General features: G+C 60.5%; 17 protein-coding genes and 1 tRNA gene. 11 read left to right on the top strand and 7 right to left on the bottom strand.

Features of this window, described 5'->3' with window-relative positions; all coding sequences use genetic code 11:
• Positions 1 to 41: 41 nt before the first annotated feature.
• The 7 genes from AYB31_RS07560 to drt3b all read left to right on the top strand — a co-directional run bounded on the left by AYB31_RS07560 (position 42) and on the right by drt3b (position 10,305).
• On the top strand, positions 42 to 3,776 hold the full coding sequence (locus tag AYB31_RS07560; protein WP_068827348.1) for a bifunctional diguanylate cyclase/phosphodiesterase: 3,735 nt from the start codon (positions 42 to 44) through the stop codon (positions 3,774 to 3,776).
• Between the two features lie 16 nt (positions 3,777 to 3,792).
• A tRNA-Ile gene (locus tag AYB31_RS07565) sits at positions 3,793 to 3,869 on the top strand.
• Positions 3,870 to 4,035: 166 nt separating this feature from the next.
• On the top strand, positions 4,036 to 5,175 hold the full coding sequence (locus tag AYB31_RS07570; protein ID WP_068827349.1) for a Fic family protein: 1,140 nt from the start codon (positions 4,036 to 4,038) through the stop codon (positions 5,173 to 5,175).
• 105 nt (positions 5,176 to 5,280) lie between these two features.
• Positions 5,281 to 6,051: a nuclease-related domain-containing protein gene (locus tag AYB31_RS07575; RefSeq protein WP_068827351.1), complete on the top strand. Its 771-nt coding sequence runs from the start codon at positions 5,281 to 5,283 to the stop codon at positions 6,049 to 6,051.
• Between the two features lie 38 nt (positions 6,052 to 6,089).
• Positions 6,090 to 7,013 (top strand): restriction endonuclease, encoded by a 924-nt coding sequence (locus AYB31_RS07580; RefSeq protein ID WP_068827352.1) that lies wholly within the window; start codon positions 6,090 to 6,092, stop codon positions 7,011 to 7,013.
• The gene (drt3a, locus tag AYB31_RS21095; protein WP_082805241.1) at positions 7,013 to 8,290 is read left to right on the top strand and encodes an antiviral reverse transcriptase Drt3a; all 1,278 of its coding nucleotides are present in this window, start codon (positions 7,013 to 7,015) and stop codon (positions 8,288 to 8,290) included. The genes AYB31_RS07580 and drt3a overlap by 1 nt, the downstream gene beginning before the upstream one ends.
• A complete protein-coding gene (gene drt3b / locus AYB31_RS07585; RefSeq protein WP_068827353.1) occupies positions 8,287 to 10,305 on the top strand; it encodes an antiviral reverse transcriptase Drt3b in 2,019 nt (672 codons plus the stop codon). Before drt3a ends, drt3b begins: the two co-directional genes overlap by 4 nt.
• Before the next feature lie 767 nt (positions 10,306 to 11,072).
• On the opposite strand, the gene AYB31_RS07590 is transcribed toward drt3b, so the two are convergent.
• The 4 genes from AYB31_RS07590 to AYB31_RS07605 all read right to left on the bottom strand — a co-directional run bounded on the left by AYB31_RS07590 (position 11,073) and on the right by AYB31_RS07605 (position 16,261).
• A complete protein-coding gene (locus tag AYB31_RS07590; protein WP_068827354.1) occupies positions 11,073 to 12,377 on the bottom strand; it encodes a diguanylate cyclase domain-containing protein in 1,305 nt (434 codons plus the stop codon).
• 108 nt (positions 12,378 to 12,485) lie between these two features.
• Positions 12,486 to 12,722 (bottom strand): DUF1145 domain-containing protein, encoded by a 237-nt coding sequence (locus tag AYB31_RS07595; RefSeq protein WP_068827355.1) that lies wholly within the window; start codon positions 12,720 to 12,722, stop codon positions 12,486 to 12,488.
• Between the two features lie 11 nt (positions 12,723 to 12,733).
• Positions 12,734 to 14,449 carry a sulfatase-like hydrolase/transferase gene (locus AYB31_RS07600; RefSeq protein ID WP_068827356.1) on the bottom strand — a complete coding sequence of 572 codons (1,716 nt, stop codon included), beginning with the start codon at positions 14,447 to 14,449 and terminating at the stop codon, positions 12,734 to 12,736.
• A 24-nt stretch (positions 14,450 to 14,473) separates the two neighbouring features.
• Positions 14,474 to 16,261, bottom strand: coding sequence for an alkyl/aryl-sulfatase (locus tag AYB31_RS07605; RefSeq protein WP_068827357.1), 1,788 nt, complete (start codon positions 16,259 to 16,261; stop codon positions 14,474 to 14,476).
• A gap of 93 nt (positions 16,262 to 16,354) precedes the next feature.
• Here AYB31_RS07605 and AYB31_RS07610 point away from each other — a divergent pair, with 93 nt between their 5' ends.
• The gene (locus AYB31_RS07610; RefSeq protein WP_068827358.1) at positions 16,355 to 17,278 is read left to right on the top strand and encodes a LysR family transcriptional regulator; all 924 of its coding nucleotides are present in this window, start codon (positions 16,355 to 16,357) and stop codon (positions 17,276 to 17,278) included.
• A gap of 228 nt (positions 17,279 to 17,506) precedes the next feature.
• Here the strand turns inward: AYB31_RS07610 and speB are convergent, their stop codons facing one another.
• Both speB and AYB31_RS07620 read right to left on the bottom strand, forming a co-directional pair.
• Positions 17,507 to 18,460 (bottom strand): agmatinase, encoded by a 954-nt coding sequence (gene speB, locus AYB31_RS07615; RefSeq protein ID WP_068827360.1) that lies wholly within the window; start codon positions 18,458 to 18,460, stop codon positions 17,507 to 17,509.
• A 53-nt stretch (positions 18,461 to 18,513) separates the two neighbouring features.
• The gene (locus tag AYB31_RS07620) at positions 18,514 to 19,587 is read right to left on the bottom strand and encodes an extracellular solute-binding protein (protein ID WP_068827362.1); all 1,074 of its coding nucleotides are present in this window, start codon (positions 19,585 to 19,587) and stop codon (positions 18,514 to 18,516) included.
• Positions 19,588 to 19,728: 141 nt separating this feature from the next.
• On the opposite strand from AYB31_RS07620, the gene AYB31_RS07625 reads away from it, so the two are divergent.
• Complete coding sequence (locus tag AYB31_RS07625; RefSeq protein ID WP_068827667.1) at positions 19,729 to 20,625, top strand: LysR family transcriptional regulator; 897 nt, start codon at positions 19,729 to 19,731, stop codon at positions 20,623 to 20,625.
• Here the strand turns inward: AYB31_RS07625 and AYB31_RS07630 are convergent.
• Positions 20,622 to 20,819, bottom strand: coding sequence for a hypothetical protein (locus tag AYB31_RS07630; protein ID WP_068827363.1), 198 nt, complete (start codon positions 20,817 to 20,819; stop codon positions 20,622 to 20,624). The two genes, AYB31_RS07625 and AYB31_RS07630, sit on opposite strands and share 4 nt — an antisense overlap.
• A 237-nt stretch (positions 20,820 to 21,056) precedes the next feature.
• On the opposite strand from AYB31_RS07630, the gene AYB31_RS07635 reads away from it, so the two are divergent.
• Complete coding sequence (locus AYB31_RS07635) at positions 21,057 to 21,617, top strand: NADPH-dependent FMN reductase (RefSeq protein ID WP_068827364.1); 561 nt, start codon at positions 21,057 to 21,059, stop codon at positions 21,615 to 21,617.
• Positions 21,618 to 21,633: 16 nt separating this feature from the next.
• A complete protein-coding gene (locus AYB31_RS07640; protein ID WP_068827365.1) occupies positions 21,634 to 22,563 on the top strand; it encodes an ion channel in 930 nt (309 codons plus the stop codon).
• Positions 22,564 to 22,576 lie beyond the last annotated feature (13 nt).

Here is a 22,576-nt window from a genome sequence, read left to right on the forward strand (position 1 = left end):
GGCTACACTGAAAAAGTCCCTGGCGTTTCCGGAATCACCGCATGTCGCGTCTGCTGGCCATTCTCCTGTCGTGTCTGGCGTACTGGGCGCAACCTGCTGCCGCAGCGGTCGACCTCAACCCGGAAGAGCGCGCCTGGCTGGCCGAGCACCCCACAATACGCCTGGGCATAGATACCTCCTGGCCCCCCTTCGAATTTCGCAACGCTGCCGGACAGTACGACGGCCTGAGCGCCGGCTACGTAAAGCTGATCGAAGAACGCCTCAAGCTGCGCATGCTGCCCGTCGAACCGCAGAGCTGGAGTGAAGTGCTGTCCAGCGCCAAGAGCGGCGAACTGGATCTGCTGCCCGGCGTGATGTCGACACCCGAACGCCAGCGCGACCTAGTCTTCACCCGCCCCTATCTGGACTTCCCCATCGTCATCCTGGCCCACCGTGATGGGCCGCAGCCCGCCAGCATGGACGAGCTGTATGGCCTGAAGATCGCCGTGGTCAAGGACTACGCCCCGCACGAACTGTTGCGCAATCGCCACCCGGATCTCAGCCTGTTACCGCTGCGCAGCGTCAATGCCGCGTTGCAGGCGCTGGCCGCCGGCCAGGCCGACGCCATGATCGGCGACCTCGCCTCCAGCGTCTGGAGCATGCGCCAGCTAAAGCTGGAAGGCCTGCAGATCAGCGGCGAGACACCCTATCGCTACCAGCTGGCCATGGCCGCACCAAAGAGCCAGAGCATGCTGATCGGCATACTCGACAAACTGTTCGCCGATATCAGCCCGGCCGAAGCCGCCACCCTGCAGGAGCCCTGGGTCGGTGGCGTGCTGGATAACCGCAAGGTGTGGCGCCAAGCCTTGCTGTACGGCCTGCCAGCCCTGCTGCTGGCGCTGGCGGTGCTGAGCATCGTCCTGCGCATCAACAGTCGGCTACGCCAGGAAATGCAGGGCCGCCAGGCGCTGGAAGAGCAACTGCGCCACAGCGAGCAACACTATCGCGGCCTGGTGGAAAGCCTCTCGGCCATCGCCTGGGAGGCCGACCCGAACGATTTCCGCTTCACCTACGTGTCACCCCACGCCGAGAAACTGCTCGGCTATCCGCTGGCCGACTGGCTGCAACCCGGTTTCTGGCAACGCACGCTACACCCCGATGACCTGGCCACGGCGCTGGCCGTCTGCGAACGCCAGCGCGAGCAGGTCAGCGACCACGAAGTCGAGTACCGCATGCTCGACAGCCAAGGCAACACCGTCTGGGTCCGCGACATCGTTACGCTGTTCATGCGCGATGGGCGACTGGTCATGCGCGGCCTGATGATCGACATCAGCAGCACCAAACTGGCCGAACAGGCCCAGCGCCTGTCCGACGAAAAGTTCGCCTCGGTATTCCACAACTGCCCAGACATCCTGGTCATCGCCCGCCGCGAAGACGGCGTACTGCTGAGCGTCAACCACACCTTCGAGCAGCAACTGGGCATTTCCGCCGAAGAGGCCATTGGCAAAACAGCCAGCGAACTCGCCATCTGGGGCGTGCCGGGCATCGGTCCGATGCTGCTCGACCGCCTGCAACACCAGGTGCTGAACAATATCGAGATGCCCTTCCGCCGCCGTAACGGCGAGCACTTCACCGGCCTGATCTCCGCCCAGCACGTCGTACTCGACGAGCAGCCCGCCCTGGTCGTGGCCGTGCGCGACATCACCCAGCTCAAACAGACCCAGCAACAGCTCAAGGTCTCCGAAGAGAAGTTCGCCAAGGCCTTCCATGCCTCCCCGGACGGCATGCTGATTACCCGTCTCAGCGACGGTCGCCTGCTGGAGGCCAACGAAGGCTTCACCCGCATCACCGGCCACGATTTCCAGGGTGCCGTCGGCCGCACCACCGCCGATATCGGCCTGTGGGCAGATCCTGAAGACCGCGAGCGCATGATCGAGCTGGTCCGCAGCCAGGGCATGGCTCGGGAATTCCGCGCCTGGATCTACAACAGCAAGGGCCAGCGGCGCCTGGGCGAGCTGGCGGCACAGCCGATAATGATCGACGACGAACCCTGCATGCTCACCATCGCCCGCGACATTACCGAGCGCGAGCAGATGCAGGAGCGCCTGCACCAGGCCGCCACCGTGTTCGAAAGCACCGCCGAGGGGGTGATGATCACCGACCTCTGCCAGCGCATCACCGCAGTCAACCGCGCCTTCACCGACATCACCGGCTACAGCGAGGCCGAAGCCTTGGGCCAGACTCCGCGCCTGCTGGCTTCCGGCAAGCACGACAGCGCCTTCTATGCCGCCATGTGGCACCAACTGGCCGCCGAAGGTCACTGGCAGGGCGAAGTGTGCAACAAGCGCAAGAATGGCGAGCTCTACCCGGAATGGCTGACCATCAGCGCGGTGCGCGACCAGAGCGAGCAGGTCACCCACTTTGTCGGCGTGTTCGCCGATATCAGCTCGCTCAAGCACGCCCAGGATCGCCTCGACTACCAGGCCCATCACGACCCGCTGACCGGCCTGCCCAACCGCATGCTGTTCGAAAGCCGCCTGGACAACGCACTCAAGGACGCCCGCACCGACCATCAGTGTGGCGCCGTGCTGTTCCTGGATCTGGACCGCTTCAAGCACATCAACGACAGCCTCGGCCACCCGGTCGGCGACCAGCTGCTCAAGGCCATCGCCCTGCGCCTGCGCGAGCAACTGCGCGATATCGACACCGTTGCCCGCCTGGGCGGCGACGAATTCATCGTCCTGCTGCCCGGCCTGCACCAGCCGCGCGACGCCGAGCGTGTCGCCACCAAGCTGCTGGCCTGCTTCGGCGCGCCCTTCCAGGCCGACAACCACGAGTTCTTCACCAGCGCCAGCATCGGCATCAGCCTGTTCCCCAAGGACGGCAATGACGTTGCCACCCTGGTCAAGAACGCCGACGCGGCCATGTACAGCTCCAAGGCCAAGGGCCGCAATCGCATCGAGTTCTACACCAGCAACCTGACCTTCCAGGCCACCGAGCGCATGACCCTGGAGCTGGAGCTGCGCCGCGCCATCGAGCGCGACGAACTGAGCCTGCACTATCAACCCAAGCTATGCCTGAGCAGCGGCAAACTGATCGGCGCCGAAGCCCTGATCCGCTGGCACCACCCCGTGTTTGGCGAAGTGCCGCCGGACCGCTTCATCCCCCTGGCCGAAGACAACGGCATGATCCTGCAGCTGGGCGACTGGGTCATGCAGGAAGCCTGTCGACAGATGCGCCAATGGCAGGACACTCACGCCCCCTTCGGCCCGCTGTCGGTCAACCTGTCCGGCAGCCAGCTGCGCCAGCCACAGCTCACCGAGCGCATCGCCGGCATGCTGGGCGATTTCGGTCTGAGTGCCGACAAACTGCAACTGGAAATCACCGAAAGCTTCATCATGACCCAGGCCGAAGAAGCCCTGGTGATACTCCACGAACTCAAAGAACTGGGCCTGCAACTGGCCATCGACGACTTCGGCACCGGTTATTCATCGCTCAGTTACCTCAAGCGCCTGCCGCTGGACATCCTCAAGATCGACAAGTCCTTCGTCCGCGGCCTGCCCGGTGACCCCGACGACGCCGCCATCACCCGCGCCATCATTGCCCTGGGCCGCAGCCTGCAGATGACCGTAATCGCCGAAGGCGTGGAAACCAAAGCCCAGGAACTCTTCCTCACCAGCGAAGGCTGCGAACAGATCCAGGGTTACGTGGTCAGCCGCCCCTTGCCCCCCGAATCCTTCGCCAGCAACTTCCTTGGCCCATTGCCGATTGGCAGCACGGAAAACGCGCCGGTATAATCCGCCGCTCTTCTGAGGGCCTATAGCTCAGTTGGTTAGAGCACTCGACTCATAATCGATTGGTCGCAGGTTCAAGTCCTGCTGGGCCCACCATCTATATAAAAAGCCGCGCACTGCGCGGCTTTTTCATGCTGCGCCGGAGTTTCTGGAGCAACTCCGTACGCCTAAAGATTAGACAGTGAACCGAATAGCCGGCACTATCGGCTCACCACATGAGCCGAATAGACTCGCTAATCGGCTCACAGGCGAGCAGCACACCATGAATGACCCGCTCTGGATCTGGCAGCAAGCCGACTGGCCGCACTTCAGTTGGCAAGCCGATGCGCTTGCACCGCTGCTGCGCGCGTGCGGTCAGGCGCAGGGCCGCTTGCTCGGGATGCTCGGTGCTGTAGGTGGCGACACTGAAGTGCAGAGCAGCCTGGATGCCATGCTGCAGAACATCGTCACCTCATCAGCCATCGAGGGTGAGCAGCTGAATGTCGGCTCGGTGCGCTCGTCACTGGCACGGCGCCTGGGGCTGAACGAAGAAGGTCGCACCACCTCTCGCTCCGAAGGCCTGGCGGAACTGCTGCTCGATGCCACCCGCGCCTATCAGCAGCCGCTCGATCTGCAGCGGCTGTTTACCTGGCATGGTTGGTTGTTCCCCAACGATGACCACCTCCTGGCCCGCCCGCTGCGCATCGGCATGCTGCGCGGCGAAGAGCCCATGCAGGTAGTTTCCGGCCGGCTCGACCGCCCTACCGTGCATTTCGAGGCCCCACCTCGCGCCGGCCTGGAAGCCCAACTGGATGATTTCCTCGCCTGGTTCGAGAGCAGCCGTAGCGATACCAGCCTCGACCCGTTTCTGCGGGCCGGCATTGCGCACTTCTGGTTCGTTACCCTGCACCCCTTCGATGACGGCAATGGTCGCCTTACACGCGCCATAACCGACCTGGCCCTGGCTCAGGGCGAGCAGCAGGCAATCCGCTTTTACGCCATGTCGGCGAGCATCCTCGACGACCGCACCGGCTATTACCGCATCCTGGAAGCGAGCCAGAAAGGCACGCTGGATATCACCGCCTGGCTGCAATGGTTCCTCGCCACACTGCTCAAGAGCCTGGAGCAGGCTCTCGCTCGTATCGATCGCGTGCTGGTCAAAACGCGCTTCTGGCAGGCTCACCGCAGCCAAGCCTTATCTGCCGAGCAAATCAAAGTGCTTAACCGCCTGCTCGATGGCGGCGAGAGCGGTTTCGAGAACGGTATCAGCGCCGCCCAATACCAGGCCGTGGCCAAGGTCTCGAAAGCCACCGCCACACGCCATCTGAGCGATCTTGTTGAAAAGGGCTGCCTTGCCCGACTACCGGGTGGCGGGCGCAGCACGCGTTACCAGATACAGCACCAGGCGAACGCTCAAGGCTGACCCCCGCAGCGATAAAGCAGCGCACCGGGCGCTGCAGTGATGGTGTAGTGCCATTACGCCAGGTTTCGGTACTATCCGGTTAATTCTGGATTACTAGGACAGGAAATGGACTTCACTCCGATCATCGCGCAGGTCTGGGGCACGCTCGGTTGGGTTATCCCGCTGATGCTGCTAATCGGCCTGCTCAAGTCGCCCTGGGCCAAGGGCCAGATCGGCGAACTCCTGGTGCGGATGTTTGCCCATTGGCAGCTGGATAAGCAGACCTACCGCCGCCTGCACAATGTCACCCTGAACACGCCGGACGGCACCACGCAGATCGACCACATATTCCTCTCGCCCTACGGCATCTTCGTGCTGGAAACGAAGAACATGAGCGGCTGGATCTTCGGCGGCGAGAAGCAGGCGCAGTGGACGCAGAAGCTCTACAAACGCACCTTCAAATTCCAGAACCCGCTACGCCAGAACTACAAGCACCTCAAAGCCTTGGAAGCCACCCTTGGTGTCAGCCCCGAGCACCTGCACTCGGTCATCACCTTCGTCGGCGGTAGCACCTTCAAAACCGAAGTGCCGACCAATGTGACCCAGGGCATCGGCTTTATCCGCTACATCAAGTCATTCCAGCAGCAGGTATTCAGCGAGCCTGAAGTCGACGCCATGCTGCAAGCCCTGCAAAACGGCCGCCGCGCGCCAACCCTCGCCACCCACCGCGAGCATGTGCAAAACCTCAAGCGCCGTAGCGACCCGACAGCCGAGCGGCAATGCCCGAAATGCGGCAGTGCGCTACTGATTCGTACCGTGAAATCAGCCCCGAAAGCAGGGCAGCAGTTGTGGGGCTGCTCGGCTTTCCCAAAATGCAGAACTATGCAAAGCCTTTAACACACGGCCGTACCATCAATCCTGCGTTTGGAGTCGCCATGTCCGTCCCAACCTACGACCAGTTCATTGAGCCTATTCTGCGCTACCTGGCCGCCACGCCCGAAGGCGCGGCAGCACGTGATGCCCATGAAGCCGCTGCGAATGCACTGAATCTTTCGGAAGCACAGCGCCAAGAGCTGATTGCCAGCGGCCAAGCCACATACAAAAACCGTGCGGGCTGGGCCCATGACCGTCTCAAGCGCGCCGGCCTGTCCAGCAGCGCCAAGCGTGGGTATTGGAAGCTGACTGACGCAGGCATGACCTATGCCGTCCAGCACCCCGCCCCTCTGACTGCGGATAAAGTCGAACAGCTCGCCATCGGCTTTATGGACGTGAAACTCAAGAGCCAGACCGACGCCATCCCTCTCGATGGGCAAGAACAGCCTGCACCGGGGCTCAACTCAGCCACTGTTAGCCCTGACGACCGCCTGGAGCAGGCTCTACGTGAGCTACGCGAGGCAACGGCTGCAGACCTACTAGATAACCTTCTGCAAGTCAGCCCCAACCGCTTCGAGGTCATCGTGCTGGACGTGCTGCATAGCCTTGGCTACGGCGCTAGTCGCAACGACCTGCAACGCGTCGGCGGCAGCGGCGACGGTGGGATCGACGGGGTGATCTCGCTAGACAAGCTCGGCCTGGAAAAAGTCTATGTCCAAGCCAAACGCTGGCAAGGCACGGTTGGCCGCCCAGAGCTGCAAGCATTCTATGGCGCTCTCGCCGGACAGAAAGCCAAGCGTGGCGTGTTTATCACCACCTCAGGCTTTACGGCACAGGCAATCGACTTCTCCCGTTCCGTAGAAGGCATGGTGCTGGTGGATGGAAACCGGCTGGTCAACCTGATGATGGATCACGAGGTGGGAGTCGCATCGCGGCTGATCAAGTTACCAAAATTAGATAGCGATTATTTTGATGGAGAAGCATAGTGGCAAATCAAGCCTTCAGTACTTCATCTTTAGCTCGCTGCTTATTTAAAGCTGACTTCTATGACGACCAGCGGATTTCCGATGACGATTATAGAAAAAGCGTTATTGCTTATGCCTTGCAAATAGCTCAGAACCCAACCGAAAAAACTCCAGCAATTAAACAAATTAAAATCAGCAACAAAACGGGATACACTGCCGGAAATCTCGCCAGCAAGATGGTACTTCGGCGCTGCAACATAAATATTAATAAAGCATACAATATAGCCCCAAAAAACAGGCAATCAATTTCTAGAGAGCTGCCAGCCTACTTAAGAGAGGGCACAAAATACAAAGTATACCGCCTAGATATAAAATCCTTCTTTGAAAACATACCTACAAATATACTGCTAAATATAATTGATAGCAGCGAAAAACTGTCACACCAAACTAAACTTATAATCCGAGCCCACATTGAGCACTTCAAGCAACTCTACGGCAGTGGGATTCCAAGAGGCGTCGAGACCAGCCCTTCACTTTCAGAACTTTTACTATCCGAGTACGATAAGAAAGTCACCTCACACGATGAAGTTTTTTATTATTCACGCTTTGTTGATGACATACTGATTATTACATCCTCAAACGAGAATGAGGGTGAGTTTTATAAATGGCTATGTGATCTTCTCCCCCCACCCCTTGAATACAACTCCACCAAAACAAAAATTTACCCGGTGCCACGCCGCAAAAAAGCAGGCACAGCCAACCCGAATGGAAAGTTAGTACTCAGCTTTGATTTTCTTGGGTACTCATACAAGGTATACGACACACCACTACCCTTGAAAGACGGTGTAGAAAATAGCAAGACCGCAACCTCTATATATAGAAAAGTCCGCATAGATATAGAAGAAAAAAAGATCCGAAAAATCAAAGAAAAATTATGCAAAGCCATATATAGCTTTTCAAAAAACAAAGATTTCAAACTGCTCTTCGACCGCATAAGCTTCCTAACAAGCAACAGGGAACTTAAAAACAAAGGCGGGGACAGAAAAGTACCCACTGGAATTTATTACAACTACGCCTCAATTGATACGCCGGCAGACAGTTTAAATAATCTCGACAGATTCCTTATAAGCACACTCACAGGCAAATCCGGCAGGCTCCACAAAACTTATTCATCGCATATCACGAGCGAGCAAAAATCAAAACTATTAAAACTAAGCTTTACTCAAGGATTCGAGAAGAGAGCACATAGAAAATTCAGCCCTAACCGGCTAAAAGAAATAACAAGGGTTTGGCTATGAAAAATAAAAAGCACACAAAAATTGATAAGAAAGATCACTTCAGAGCCATTCTCACAGATACCGCACCTTCCGACACACCGATAATATTTTCCAATGACGGACTTTATATCAACCACCACAAAGCAAGACTGTCCGCACCAACTAATTTCAATATAATAAAATCCTTATATGAGAGAATCGTAAGCCCCATTGATAGCACGAAACTGAACACTGACGACGCAGCAAGCGCCCAAAACAAACAGTCCTACCCCCTCAAATATAAAATAATAAAAAATGAAACCAGCCTAAGAACGTTGTCTCTAATACATCCCAGATCACAAAAAAACTACTGCTCATTTTATAGCGAATATGGAAGTGCGATTATATCTCTATGCTCTCAAAGCCCACTAACCATAAGGACTCCTGCTAAAATTGGTGGCTCTTTCTATTCCAGTGACGCCGACCCCCATAATAAATATAAAGAAATCAACATTGACACGATCGAAACGGAACTAAACAGGAGACACGCCTCCTCATACTTTGCGTACAAAGGTTTCAATAGACTTTACAAACTCTACAACTCATCCAGATATTTCAATCTGGAGCAAAAATACGCCTCAATGTGGACGCTAGATATAGCAAACTGCTTTCAAAGCATTTACACGCACACAATATCCTGGGCAATTAAAAACAAAGAATTTATAAAGCAAAACATCGCCAACACAAATCAATTCTGTCAAAAATTCGACACCATGATACAAAGAAGCAATAACAATGAAACTAACGGCATACCTATCGGCTCAGAAGTAAGTAGGATTTTCGCTGAAATAATCCTCCAAGATGCTGACATGAAGATAATTAGCGCACTTGGGAAGCACCGACTAAAGCATGAAATAGACTACGACATATTAAGATACGTAGACGACTACATTGTTTTCTCTCACAGCAATGAAAATTCAGAGCTTATCGCAGATACGATTTCCGACATACTCAGCACCTACAATCTAAACATCAGCGACTCGAAAAAAATAAAATATAAACGGCCGTTTCTCACAGAAAAATCTAAAGCAATAATCGGGACAAAGCTACTACTAGACGACCTTGAGAAAACGCTCTTCACCAAAACAACCCACAAAGGAAAACGCCAACTAACACCGAACGAAATATATAACCCTGAAAAATTATGCCAGAGCTTCATAAACAAAGTTAAATTCATAATAGCCGACAACAACAAGGGTTACTCAGAGATATCCTCATACATTATATCCGTCCTGTGCACACGCGCACTTGACGTACTTTCCAGCCACAAACCAAACACAAAGCAAACACCCGAGGAAGAGCTAACACTTCGAGAGGCTATATTAATAATATTTCGTCTAGTATTCTTTTTTTACAGTGTAAACCCCTCAGTACCTTCTTCTAATAAAATTGCAAAAACTTTAATAACAACAGACCAATTCATAAAAACAAAAAAAGCGCATCACCTTGAATTCTTCCGAACGGAGATAATGAGCCATGTTAATAAGCTAAAGTTTCACAGACAGAAGAACGACACCAGGAATGGTTTTATATCGCTAGAACGACTAAACATAATACTTGCCACTAGCGAGTTTGGCAGCAACTATCTTCTACAGCCAAATGTCTTCTCTTACTTAGAAAAAGACGAAGTAAACATTACGTACTTCGATATAGTGGCCCTCACCTACTATTTTAAGAATTACCCAATATATAACACTGCAAAAGATATCTTAATAAAGATAGCGATTAGTAGACTGAATGAAAATTTCAACCTTCAGCAAGAGTCGGAACAGGCCCACATTTTCTTGGACCTGATATGCTGCCCATACATCACCACCGACTTAAGAATAGAGCTAATAAAAAAGTACCTCGCCTCCTACGAGCCCGATGAGGTTTTCACCGACGATATTGTTTCTGCTTTTGCAACTGAGCTTTTGAATAATTTCTGGTTTGTAAAATGGAAGAATTTAGACCTAATTAAGCTTCTAGAGCGAAAAGAGTTGAAACCCGTCTATTGAAATGTTAATAATTGCTTGTTGGTTAGAGGTCAAGATTGCTATGGCGCTGGACGATAGATTCTTATCCTACAACGCATTTCGCTCGTTGCTTTATTAAGGCCCGCAAAGTCTAAATAAAGCCCTGAGTTGAGAGGTACCGTTCGCAAGAGCGTGCTTCACACACCTGATGCTGAGGCCTCTAATCAACATTTTATTCACGAGCTACCCCGCAAGTCCTGCCACCGACTTCAGCATGCGCACACGCAAGCCTAAATTGCTCCCTCCAATAGTGCCAAGCATTGGCTGTTGGTCATTCCCTGATCTTCGATCATCCTAGTAGGTGCTCATTTCAAGCAACTCCCAATCGGGACTTTATCAATCCCATATTGGGACTGATCTGGGGCCCCCGGGGCAATGCCTGATCCGCAACACGCCCCAGAGCATCTGCGTAGGCAGAGGTCGATGGAAAAGTAAAACCTGACCGTTTCGCGGTACAAAAAGCAGTACGCTGACGGTACAGTGCCCAGCTTTTACAGATTTCGCTCAATTACGCTTAAACCGCTCTACAGCGATACTTTCAGCTAACTGTACCTGCGCTAAGCTACGCACGATTTCACTGGGTTTGCGGCGTTTCTAGGCAACTCATAATCCTTTGGTCCACGGTTCGAGTCCGTGTGGGCCCACCAAATAGATTGATCATCGAGACCAGCCATTGCGCTGGTCTTTTTGTTTGTCGCCATATCAGGCAGCGGGCGCCAGGACACCGATAATGCGCGCAAGAAGCGGGCTCAGTGGTCGCTCGGCACCGCCTGGCTTGCGCGTTTTTCGCGGTACATGGCGGCGTCGGCGTGTTTGAGCAGGGTTTCGATCTGCTCGCCGTGTTCCGGGTAGTGTGCAATGCCGATGCTGGGGACGATGCGCAGTGGATGGCCATCGATGTTCAGCGGGCGGCCCAGTTCCTTGCGCAGTTTGGCGGTGATCTTGTCGACGCTCTGCGGCGGTTCGATGTTCTCCAGCAGCAGGACGAATTCGTCGCCGCCGATGCGAGCCACCGAGTCGGCTTCGCGTACACAGTGCAGCAGGCGCTGGGCAACTTCCTGCAGCAGGCGGTCACCCACGGTATGGCCGCAGGTGTCGTTGACCTGCTTGAACTTGTCCAGATCGAGGAACACCAGGCTGAACCTGCTGCCGTTGCGGCGGGCACGGGCCAGGGCGCTGTCGATGCGGTCATGCAGGAAGGCGCGATTGAGCAGACCGGTCAGTTCGTCGTGACGAGCCATGCGCTGCAGGCGTTCGTACAGGCGCTTGCGTTCGATGGCGGTGGCGACCTGGGTCGAGACGAACTGCAGCAGCTCGCGATTGCGCTCGCTGTAGCGCGCCTCGTTGCATGGGCTCTTCAGCACCAGCGCACCGATCACCCCGGCCTCGGAAACCAGCGGCACACCCAGCCAGCTGTGGCCTTCATCGGCCGCCAGCAGCAAAGGTTGCCCCGTGCGTACAAGCTCCTGGCAGATGGCCGTGGGCGGCGGCGCCTGACTGGCCGACGCGGCCTGGGTGTCGGCATGGTAGGGAAACTCCAGCTGGTCGCGCTGGGCGTCGTAGAGCGCCACGCAGAAGTCCGGCGCCGGCAGCAGCTGGTCGACGATCTGGTGCACCTGGCGGAACAGCGCCAGTAAGTCCTGCGCCGCATGGGCCGCCTCGGAAATGCTGTAGGTAGCCGCCTGCAGGGCTTCCGCCTGCTTGCGCGCAGTGATGTCACGGGCCACGCCGATACGCAGCTGATCGGCCTCCGACCAGCGCGCCGACCACATGATGTGCACCAGGTGCCCGGCCTTGTGTACGTAGCGATTCTCGAAATGCGGCTGGACTTCTCCCGCCATGACGGCACGCGCAGTCGCCCGGGTCTGCTCGATATCCTCGGGCGCAACGAAGTCGAGCATGCGCCGGCCGATCATTTCCTCCGGCGAATAACCGAAGACTCGCTCACCGGCCGCACTGACAAACACGAAGCGGCCCTGCGCATCGACCATGCACACGGCATCCAACAACAAATCGAGCGCGCCGGAGGGAAACGTACCGCTGTCATTTTTCATAACGTACTACGGGAACCAGTGCATGACGGCAGACTGCCACTAACGAACAACTTAGCACGCCGCCACGCGGGTTCGTAGATCACCGGCCTTCGCTGCCGCACCCGGTAGTCAGGCGCTGCGCATACCCCGTACATGCAGCACGCCGAACAGCAGCACCAGCAGGCGCTCCTTCCAGGGCTCGGCCTGACGCTGCAGGCGGCCGTGCAGCAACACGATCTCCAGCAGATGCACGACCAGCAACGCCAGGGCGATCCAGTTCATGTAGGGGCCGGCGAAGGGCAGGACCAGGTTGACCAGGGCCAGCAGCCAGTACAGGGCCAGCACGCCTTTGGCGATTTCCAGCATGAATCACTCCTTCAACTGTAGAGAAAACGCGGCCCCGGATGTTCGCGGCCGTCGTCGATACCGACTTCCTGCGCCACCAGCTCGTTGAGCCGCCCGTTCAGCCGCTCGATCAGCTCGCGCCGGCCCTGCGGCTCGGACGCCAGATTGTGCAGCTCGTCCGGGTCGGCCTGGGTGTCGTAGAGCTCCAGATCGTTGCGCGCCACCAGGCTGTCGAAATCCAGCGGGGTATGGTGGTCATCTGCGGCGAAGTAGCGGGCGAACTTGTAGCGCCCGTCGTGAATGCCACGGAATAGCGCACGGTTGCTCAGCGACGGGCCGAGCTGCAGCTGCGCCAGCGACTCCTGGATGATCGCCCAGGGCGTGACTTGGTCGTGATCACGCATCACCGCCTCGGTGAACTCCGGGTCGAGGTACATGACCACGCCGTAGTCGTACAGGTGGCCGCGCCGGTCGCGCGTGGAACGTTTGTCCGCACCACCCAGGCTGTCCGCCAGGCTGACGCCTGCCAGCTGGGGATAGCGCTCGGCCTGCGCCGCCGCATCCAGCCCCGCCAGCTCCAGCACGGTCGGCACGATATCCACTGTCGAGCCCAGCGCCTCGCTGCTGAAGCCCTGGCGCACATCCGGATGCCGGACGATGAAGTTGACCCGGGTGTTCTCCTTGTACATGTGCGGGCCTTTCTGCCGCAGCTGGTGGGCGCCGGCCATCTCGCCGTGATCGGCAGTGAGGATGACGATGGTGTCGTCGGCCAGGCCGCTGCTCTCCAGCGCCAGCAGCACCTGTTCGATGGACTGGTCGACGTCGCGCACGCAGTTCAGGTAGTAGCTCTGCAAACCTTGCCAGGCCTGCTCGTCCCTGGGGTCGAGATGGCCGTAGACGTTGTTGCACAGCTCCACGTCGGCGCGCTGGGCCCAGGGTTTGCGGCTCAGGTCCTCGGCGTAGAAGCTTTTCGGCAGCGGCAGGTCCCAGTGCTTCTCGTACAACCCGGTGCTCGGCCCCGGCGAGATCGGCCCGAGGAAATTGCGCCGCAGGCGCGAGCGCTCCTGCTTGATGCCCGAGCTGTAGAACATGATGTCGTGCGGGTTGACGAAGTTGACCGCGAGAAACCAGGGCTGCTCGTCGGCAAGATGCTCGTGCAGCCAGGCCACCGAGTCGCTGGCGGTGACCTTGTCGTAGATGAAACCGGTCATCAGCGAGCCGTGCGGATCGCCATTCAGGTTGTAGTCGGCGAAGCCGTAGGGCAGCAACGCTTCACGAGTCGACTCGACCACGCCGTAGGTGAGGTTGCTCGACTGCTCGATATGCGACAGGTGCCACTTGCCCTTGTAGGCGGTGTGATAGCCCTGCTCGCGCAGCATGTGGCCGAGGGTCGGCACCTGCGGCGACAGCTCGCGAAACGGCGGCAGGCCGAGGTTGGCGGTAATCTGCGTGTGCTGCGTGTGCTGCCCGGTGAACAGCACCGAGCGCGACGGCGAGCAGGGCGTGGTGTTGACGTGGAAGTTGCCCAGGCTGGCCGCGCCCTGCAGCAGGCGCTCGTGGCCGGGCAGCGACACGGCACTGGGCAGGTCCTGATGGGCACGCTGCTGGTCGGTGACGATCAGCAGGATGTTGGGTTTGCGCCCGGCGGGCCGGACAATCGCCGGCGCAGCCTGCTGGCCCAGTGCCGGGGCGGCCATGGCAGCGGCGGACAAGCTGGCCGCGCGCTGCAACAGATCACGTCGTTTCATCGCTCTCTCCTCGCGGGTGCGGGTTCAGCGCACGGTCAGGCCGAAGGGTTCGTCGCTGAAATCGAAGCAGGCGAGGAAGGTCTTGATATCCAGCAGGTTGCCGTCGACCTTCACGTCGCCCAGCAGCGCGCCCTTGAGCAGGCCGCCTTCACCGGTCAGCAGAGTCTCCATGAAGCGCTTGTCCATGGTCAGCTTGAGCGTGGTGCCCGCGGGAATGCCCTGGTGCAACTGCACCACACCGCGGCGGATCTCCAGCGCCCATTGCTCGTCGATATCGGGGAACTCGAAGCCCAGGGTCAGCTCGACATCGCCGGCCTTCTCCGGATCGATGCGGGTGATCCAGTTCTGCAGGAATATCTGCGGGGTGAAGTTGCGCACCATGTCCGGCGACAGCAACACCGCGCGCAGAGCCACGGCGCGGTCGCGAATGCTCTCGGCGTCGAGCTTGCCTTCCAGCTCCATGGCGCTCATCAGGTACCAGTTGCGCCAGTTGATGTTCATGCTGGCGTAACCCAGCTTGCGGAAGCTGCGCGCCTTGATGTCGCGGGCCAGCTTGTCGTCGTTGTCGACGCGGATGGCGTAGCCGGACAGCTCGGCAGCCCACTGGTAGTCGCCTTTCAGGTAGGCCTCGCCAGCGGCCAGCAGCACCTTGTCGCGGCCGCCCATCAGGGCGATCAGGCGGGCAGACTTGTCCTTCGGCGGGGTTGGGTCGAGGTCCACCGGGTCACCCTGGAACCAGCCCAGGTAGCCGTTGTAGATCTGCCGCACGCTGTGTTTCACCGTGCCGTAATACTCGCGCAGGTAGGGGGTGTAGCCGGCCAGGTGCGGCGGCAGCTTGACCTTCTCCACCAGCTCGTCCGGCGTCAGGCCCTTGTTCATCCAGCGCACGGTCTGGTCGTGGATGTAGGCGATGCCGTCGCGGGTCATGCGCAGCACTTCCTCGACCTTGTCGGCGCCCGTCACCGGCTGGCCGTGCAGCGGCACCATGTAGTCGGCGTGGAACTCGCGCAGCTTGTCCAGGCTGTTCACCCACTGCACCGGGTCGCGGAACTTGGTGCCGCGCAGGGTGTGGATGTTCGGCAGGGTCGGCCCCTGGTCGACCTCGGCGCTGATCAGCACGCGGTTCTGCGGCAGGAACAGGACGATCTCGTCCGGCGCCTCGCTGGGGGCGTGGAGGAACTGCACCGGCAGGCCGGCGATGGTGGTGTCCAGCTTGTCCTTGAAGGTAATGGTCGGCGCAATGAAGGTCGACGGCTCGGGGGTGACGATCGGGCCGATACCGCCGTTCATGTCCTTCTCGTCGGCCGCCTCCAGGAAGGAGCCGAAGCTGTAGGCCGAACGCACACCGAGGATCGGCCCGACCAGCGCGCCCTGGGCGACCACGTTGGCCAGCAGGGTCTCGTGTGCGTAGATCTGCACCTCGCCCTTCTCCACCTGCTCGCGACTGACGAAGGCCTGCACGCCGTTGATATGGTCCGGATGGAAGTGGGTGTAGACCACCGCCTTGACCGGCTTGTCGCTGATCTTGCGGAACTCGGCCATGATCTTGCGCGACTCGCTGACTGACTCACCGGTGTCGACGATGATCAGCCCTTCCGGTGCCTCGATCATGGCCACGTTGCCCAACTGCCAGCCCACCGCCGAATAGACGTTGTCGGCGATCTTGTAGACCTTCTGGTTGAACAGCTTGGTATGCGCGGCCAGCTCGGCGTTGATCGACGGCTCGATACGCTCGGCCGGCAACTCGGCCTGGACGGTGAAGGGCAATGCGGCGGCCAGCAGCAGGCCGCTGAAGCGACTGAAGGAAGACATGGCAGGACTCTTGTTCTTGGTGTGCTGGCAGGTTGGCAAAAGAAAACTGATACTTCCAATGCATTTCAATCGAAAAGGCAATGCACTGAACGCATGAACGATCTCCGCCAGCTCCGCCACTTCGTCGCCCTCGCCGAGCACGGCCACTTCGCGCGCGCCGCTGAGGCCGTGCACCTCAGCCAGCCGGCCCTGAGTCGCAGCATCCAGGCGCTGGAGAGCAGCCTGGGCTGCTCGCTGGTCGACCGCCACAACCGCGGCATCAGCCTCACCGCCCACGGCCAGCTGGTGCTGGAACATGCCCGGCGCCTGCTGGCCGGCAGCCGGGCGCTGAGCAATGCAGTGAGCCAGCTGGGCAACCTCGGCAGCGGCGAGTTGCGCCTGGGCGCCGGCCCCTACCCCGCCGCGCGCCTGGTGCCGCAGGCGCTGGGGCAGTTCAGCCAGCGTTACCCACAGGTGCGCGTGCAGCTGCTGATCGAGAACTGGCAGCAGCTGCACCAGCGCCTGCTCAACGACGAGATCGAACTGTTCGTGGCCGACAGCCGCGAGCTGCAGGACGATTCGCGCCTGCTGGTGGAACCCCTGGAGGCTTACCCCGGCACCCTGTTCTGCCGGCCCCAGCACCCCCTGCAGCAGGGCCCGCAGCCCGTCGACGTGGCGCAGCTGCTGAGCTATCCACTGGCCGGCGTGCAGCTGCCCGAAGCCGTGCGCAACGCCCTGCGCCAGCTGAGCCAGCGCGACAACGTGCTGAGTATCGAGTGCGACAACTTCATGGTGCTCAAACAACTGGTGGCCGGCAGCAATGTGCTCAGCATGGCGCCCTGGGATGTGGTGGCCGAGGACGTTGAGCTGGGACGTCTGGCGCTGCTCAACGTCAGCCCCAAACACATCGCCCAGCACTCCGCCTACGGCATCGTCAGCCGCGCCGGGCACAGCCTGTCACCCGGCGCGGCGGAGCTGAAGCGGATCATCGTCGAGCAGGAGCGCAACAGCCGCATAGCCCCACGCAGCCAAGGGTGAGCCGCGCGCGGTGCGAAGGGACCTGACTCACGCTGTGGGCGCGGTTTCAGCCGCGAAAACACAGCTCGCAGCCACGGGCCTGATCGCGGCTGAAGCCGCTCCCACAGGTGCACGCGCGACCAGCCATGCCGTGAGGGCACGTAGGAGGGGGACTTGTCCGCGACCGGGGCGGCGCGGTGCCGAAAGCGGTCGCGGGCAAGCCCCCCTACAAGAGCGCGGCAAGCGGGGTTAGAGCTTATGTCGCGCGGCGTACAGGCAGATCATCTCCATGGCCAGGGTCGCCCCAGCCAGGGCGGTGATCTCGGCGCTGTCGTAGGGCGGCGCCACTTCCACCACGTCCATGCCGACCAGGTTGATACCGCGTAGGCCGCGCAGGATCTCGAGGGCCTGGTGGCTGGAGAGGCCGCCACACACCGGGGTGCCGGTGCCGGGGGCGAAGGCCGGGTCGAGGCAGTCGATGTCGAAAGTCAGGTACACCGGGTTGTCGCCGACGCGGGCGCGAATCAGCTCGGCAATCTGCTCCGGCGTGCTGCGGTTGACCTGCCGTGCATCCAGCACCTGGAAGCCCATCACGTCGTCGTTGGTGGTGCGCAGGCCGACCTGCACCGAACGCGCCGGGTCGACCAGCCCCTCCTTGGCGGCGTGGTAGAACATGGTGCCGTGGTCGATGCGCGCGCCCTCCTCGTCCGGCCAGGTGTCGCTGTGCGCGTCGAAGTGGATCAGCGACAGCGCGCCGTGCTTCTTCGCGTGGGCCTTGAGCAACGGGTAGCTGATGAAGTGGTCGCCGCCCAGGGTGAGCATGGCGCAGCCGGCATCGAGGATCTTGTCGGCATGCGCCTCGATGGCCGACGGGGTGTCCTGCGGCGTGCCGTGGTCGAAATAGCAGTCGCCGTAGTCGACGCAGGCCAGCACATCGAAGGGGTCGAACTCCCAAGGGTAGTGGCGGGCCCAGGCCGACTGGATCGACGCGGCGCGGATGGCGCGCGGGCCGAAGCGGCTGCCGGGGCGGTTGGTGGTGGCGGTGTCGAACGGCACGCCGCTGACCACCAGGTCCACGCCGCGCAGGTCGCGGGTATAGCGGCGACGCATGAAGCTGGTGATGCCGGCGTAGGTCGGCTCGGCGGCGGTGCCATACAGGCTGTCGCGGGTGATGGCCTGGTCGTTGTCGAAGGCTTGGTCCATGGTCACTTACTCACTGGAACGGACCGCTCTTGGCCGGAGCGGTCATACGGCTATCAGTACTGGGTGCGGAAGGCGGTCCACAGGCGGGTGCGCTGGCGCATGTCCTTGAGCGGTAGCTGCTGCTCGGCGAACAACTTGGCGCGCATGGCCTGCGGCGGGTAGATGTCCGGGTCGCCGCTGACCGCCGCGTCGAGCAGCGGCGCGGCGGCCTGGTTGGCATTGGCGAAGTACAGGGTGTTGGTCAGTTCGGAGATGGCCTCGGGCTTGAGCATGTAGTCGATGAAGGCCCGAGCGGCCTCGGGGTGCGGCGCGTCCACCGGAATGGCCATGGTGTCGAACCAGATCAGCGTGCCCTCACGCGGGATGCGGTAGACCACCTCGAAGGGTTGTTCGGCCTCGGCGGCGCGCGCGGCGGCCATGCCGACATCGCCGGTGTAACTCAGCGCCAGGCAGATTTCGCCCTTGGCCAGGTCGTCGATCTGCCGGGCCTGGCCGACATAGCGCAAGTTCGGTTGTAGCTGCGCCAGCAGCGCCTGCACGGCGGTCAGGTCGGCCTTGGCCGTGCTGTAGGGCGGCTTACCCAGGTAGTTGAGGGCCACCGCCAGCACTTCCTGCGGCGAATCGAGCACGGCGATGCCGCAGTCCTTGAGCTTGCTGGCGTATTCCGGCTTGAACAGCAGGTCGAGGCTGTCCAGCGCCACGCCAGGCAGGCGTTTCTCTACTGCCTGTTTGTTGATGCCCAGGCCCACAGTGCCCCAGGTGTAGGCCACACCGTACTGGTTGCCGGGGTCGATGCCGGCCAACTTGGTCAACAGCTCCGGGTCGAGGTTGCCGCTGTTGCTCAACACGCCGACCGGCTGCAGGGCCTTGGCGGCGATGGCGCGGGCCAGGCCGCTGGAGGCAGGGAAGACCACGTCGTAACCGCTGCCGCCGGTGAGCAGCTTGCTCTCCAGTACCTCGGCGCTGTCGAAGGTGTCGTATTTGACCTGGATGCCGGTTTCGCTCTGGAAGCGCTTGAGCGCCTCGACCGGCACGTAATCGGCCCAGTTGTAGAGGTTGAGGGTCTTCTCCTCGGCATGCAGCGGAAGAGCGAAAGCGAGTGCAAGCAAACTGATGGCAAGGCGCATGGAATATTCCTCGGCAGCGTCGGTTGGCCCCGCCTCTCTTCGGGAGGCTTTGGCGTGGAGCCATCCTGCGCCGGCCATTGCTTCGGATAAATACGAAGTGATCTACTCCAGCATCGATATCTATCAATGTTTGGTGCCGCCATGCTCAGCCAACTACGTGACCTCGACCTGCAACTGCTGCGCCTGTTCGTCAGCGTGGTGGAGAACGGCGGGTTCAGCGCCGCCCAGGGCGAGCTGGGCATCGGCCAGTCGACCATCAGTACGCAGATGGCCAAGCTGGAAACGCGCCTGGGTTTTCGCCTGTGCGAGCGTGGCAAGGCCGGCTTTCGCCTGACACCCAAGGGCGAACAGGTGCTCGCCGCCACGCGCAAGCTGTTCGCCGCCATCGAAGTGTTCAAGGGCGAGGCGCAGGGCATGGCCGACAAGCTGCTCGGCGAGCTGCACATCGGCCTCTCCGAAGCCCTGGCCGACGAGGTGCTGCAACGGGTGGCCGCCGCCATCGAGCGCTTCCGCCGGCGCAACCAGGACGTGCAGATCGAACTGCTCAGCGCCATGCCCGGCGAACTGGAGCGCCGCCTGTTGCAGGGCCAGCTGCAGCTGGCGATCGGCTACTTCTCCGGCAACCAGACCGCGCTGGATTACCACCTGCTTTTCAACGAACGGCAGCAGCTCTACTGCGGCCAGGGGCATCCGCTGTTCATAGGGGGCGCCGTCGACCCGCACGAACTCGCCGGCTGCGACGGCGTGCTCCACCCCTACCGGTTCATCAGCGCCGACGAACCCTGGCAGGCCGGGCTCAGCAGCGCCCGCAGCGAACAGGTGGAGGGCAGCCTGGCTTTCATCCTCTCCGGCGCGCATATCGGCTATCTGCCCGAGCATATCGCCGCGCCCTGGGAAGCACGCGGGCAACTGCGCGCGCTACTGCCGCCGCAGCTGGGCTTCGACGTCGCCTTCCACCTGGCGCGCCACCGCGCCCGCCAGCCCAGCGAAGCGCAACTGGCGCTGGAAGAGGACCTGCTGGCGGCCTTTGCCGGCTAACGCTGCCGCCGGGACTCGGCCACGAGCGGCTCACGGCGCCTGCGCCGTACGGGCGCGTGACGCCGCAGGCGCCAGGCCAGGTGCTCCAGGGCATGCAGGGTGTGCTGGATTTCCTCGTGGCTCAGCAGCGAACGCAGGCGGCCGCCTGCCTGATCTTCGGCTTCGAGCTGGTAACGCGGGTCGAACATATCCATGACCAATTCCTCAACAGTGATGCAGCGGCGTACGTCGCCGGGGGTGTCAGCAGTCAGGAAAGCGTTGGATCTGTTCTTGTCGAGCCAGTCTGCATGGCGCAGATGACCATTATTGGGGCGACCGGCATTGCGCCGGCACCTGGTCAATTTCTGCCCAATCGCTAGACAGGTCAAGCAAGCAGTCGACGTGCGCGGTCTATAGTTCTCTCTCGACTTCCCTCAGCCCAGGAGATTCCCATGAGCCAGCCCTACAAGGTCGCCGTGATCGTCGGCAGCCTGCGCAAGGCCTCGATCAACCGCAAGCTCGCCCAGGCCCTGGCCGAACTGGCACCGCCCTCACTGCAACTGGAGATCGTCGAGATCGGTGAACTGCCGCTGTACAACGAGGACATCGACGTCAGTCCTGCGCCGGCCGCGTATACGACGTTTCGCGAGCAGGTCAAAGCCGCCCAGGCACTGCTGTTCGTCACCCCGGAGTACAACCGCTCGATTCCCGCACCGATGAAGAACGCCATCGACGTCGGCTCACGGCCTTACGGGCAAAGCGTGTTCAGCGGCAAGCCGGGGGCGGTGCTCAGCGCCTCGCCGGGCGCCATCGGCGGCTTCGGCGCCAACCACCACCTGCGCCAGTGCATGGTGTTTCTCGACGTTCATATGCTGCAGCAGCCGGAGGCCTACCTAGGCGGCGCCGGCAAGTTCTTCGACGACAGCGGCAAGCTGGACGACGGCATCAAGGGCTTCCTGCAGAAGTTCATCGACGCTTATGCCGCGTGGGTGGCACGTCAGGTACAAGGCTGACCGACGAGCCTTGCCGATGAGCGCCGCCGGCTTGGACGAAGCGTTCTGGCTCGACGCCGAACTCGACCGGCGCCCTGCCGAGGGGCTCGTCGCAGCACTGCAGGCCCGCGCCCGCAGCGGCGAGCCCATGTGCGGCTTTCGCCTCAAGCACGCCAATCTGGCCGGCATCGACCTGGTCCACCATGGCAGCCGCGCAGGTTATGAACTGCGCGACGCCGACCTGTACCGCGCCGACCTGCAGAACGCCCACCTGTTTGCGCTCGACCTGCGCGGCAGCTCGCTGATGAAGGCCGACCTGCGCGGCGCCAACCTGCACTGCGCCGACCTGCGCGACTGCAATCTGCTGGGCGCACGCCTAGACGGCGCGCGGCTGGACAACGTGATCTGGGACCGCCAGCTGATTCAGGAGCGCAAGGCACGGCAGAAGCAACGCGAGGGTGACCAGGCCAGCGCCCGGCAGTTCTACGCCGAAGCGGAGGAAACCTATCGCAACCTGCGGCTGCGCCTGGAGAAGGCCGGGCTGTTCGAGCAGGCCGGCGAGTTCTTCCATCGCGAAATGGTCATGCGCCGCCTGCAGATGCCTCGCCTGTCCGGCCAGCGCCTGCTGTCCTGGCTGGTCGATCTGTTCAGCGGTTACGGCGAGAAGCCGCTCAACGTGGTGCTGTTTTCCCTCGGCCTGATCCTGCTTTGTGGCCTGCTGTTCTTCCTGGTCGGCGTGCGCCATGGCGACCTGCCGCTGGGTCTGGCCCTGGAGCGCGGCTGGCTGGCCAACCTCGATGACCTGCTCGACTGCCTCTACTACAGCGTGGTGACCTTCACCACCCTGGGCTACGGCGACATCACCCCGCACGGCTATGCGCGCCCCATCGCCGCCTTCGAGGCCTTCGCCGGCAGCTTCACCATGGCCCTGTTCGTGGTGGTATTCGTGAAGAAGATGACGCGCTGAAACGACAACGCCC

It is taken from the genome of Pseudomonas sp. BMS12 (genome assembly GCF_001592875.1).
Classification (GTDB): domain Bacteria; phylum Pseudomonadota; class Gammaproteobacteria; order Pseudomonadales; family Pseudomonadaceae; genus Aquipseudomonas.

What these genes read in the sequence shown, in the direction of transcription:
- AYB31_RS07560 (WP_068827348.1), top strand. Translation starts at nt 42, where the DNA reads ATGTCGCGTCTGCTGGCCATTCTCCTGTCGTGTCTGGCGTACTGGGCG.
- AYB31_RS07570 (WP_068827349.1), top strand. Translation starts at nt 4,036, where the DNA reads ATGAATGACCCGCTCTGGATCTGGCAGCAAGCCGACTGGCCGCACTTC.
- AYB31_RS07575 (WP_068827351.1), top strand. Translation starts at nt 5,281, where the DNA reads ATGGACTTCACTCCGATCATCGCGCAGGTCTGGGGCACGCTCGGTTGG.
- AYB31_RS07580 (WP_068827352.1), top strand. Translation starts at nt 6,090, where the DNA reads ATGTCCGTCCCAACCTACGACCAGTTCATTGAGCCTATTCTGCGCTAC.
- drt3b (WP_068827353.1), top strand. Translation starts at nt 8,287, where the DNA reads ATGAAAAATAAAAAGCACACAAAAATTGATAAGAAAGATCACTTCAGA.
- AYB31_RS07590 (WP_068827354.1), bottom strand. Translation starts at nt 12,377, where the DNA reads ATGAAAAATGACAGCGGTACGTTTCCCTCCGGCGCGCTCGATTTGTTG.
- AYB31_RS07595 (WP_068827355.1), bottom strand. Translation starts at nt 12,722, where the DNA reads ATGCTGGAAATCGCCAAAGGCGTGCTGGCCCTGTACTGGCTGCTGGCC.
- AYB31_RS07600 (WP_068827356.1), bottom strand. Translation starts at nt 14,449, where the DNA reads ATGAAACGACGTGATCTGTTGCAGCGCGCGGCCAGCTTGTCCGCCGCT.
- AYB31_RS07605 (WP_068827357.1), bottom strand. Translation starts at nt 16,261, where the DNA reads ATGTCTTCCTTCAGTCGCTTCAGCGGCCTGCTGCTGGCCGCCGCATTG.
- AYB31_RS07610 (WP_068827358.1), top strand. Translation starts at nt 16,355, where the DNA reads ATGAACGATCTCCGCCAGCTCCGCCACTTCGTCGCCCTCGCCGAGCAC.
- speB (WP_068827360.1), bottom strand. Translation starts at nt 18,460, where the DNA reads ATGGACCAAGCCTTCGACAACGACCAGGCCATCACCCGCGACAGCCTG.
- AYB31_RS07620 (WP_068827362.1), bottom strand. Translation starts at nt 19,587, where the DNA reads ATGCGCCTTGCCATCAGTTTGCTTGCACTCGCTTTCGCTCTTCCGCTG.
- AYB31_RS07625 (WP_068827667.1), top strand. Translation starts at nt 19,729, where the DNA reads ATGCTCAGCCAACTACGTGACCTCGACCTGCAACTGCTGCGCCTGTTC.
- AYB31_RS07630 (WP_068827363.1), bottom strand. Translation starts at nt 20,819, where the DNA reads ATGGATATGTTCGACCCGCGTTACCAGCTCGAAGCCGAAGATCAGGCA.
- AYB31_RS07635 (WP_068827364.1), top strand. Translation starts at nt 21,057, where the DNA reads ATGAGCCAGCCCTACAAGGTCGCCGTGATCGTCGGCAGCCTGCGCAAG.
- AYB31_RS07640 (WP_068827365.1), top strand. Translation starts at nt 21,634, where the DNA reads ATGAGCGCCGCCGGCTTGGACGAAGCGTTCTGGCTCGACGCCGAACTC.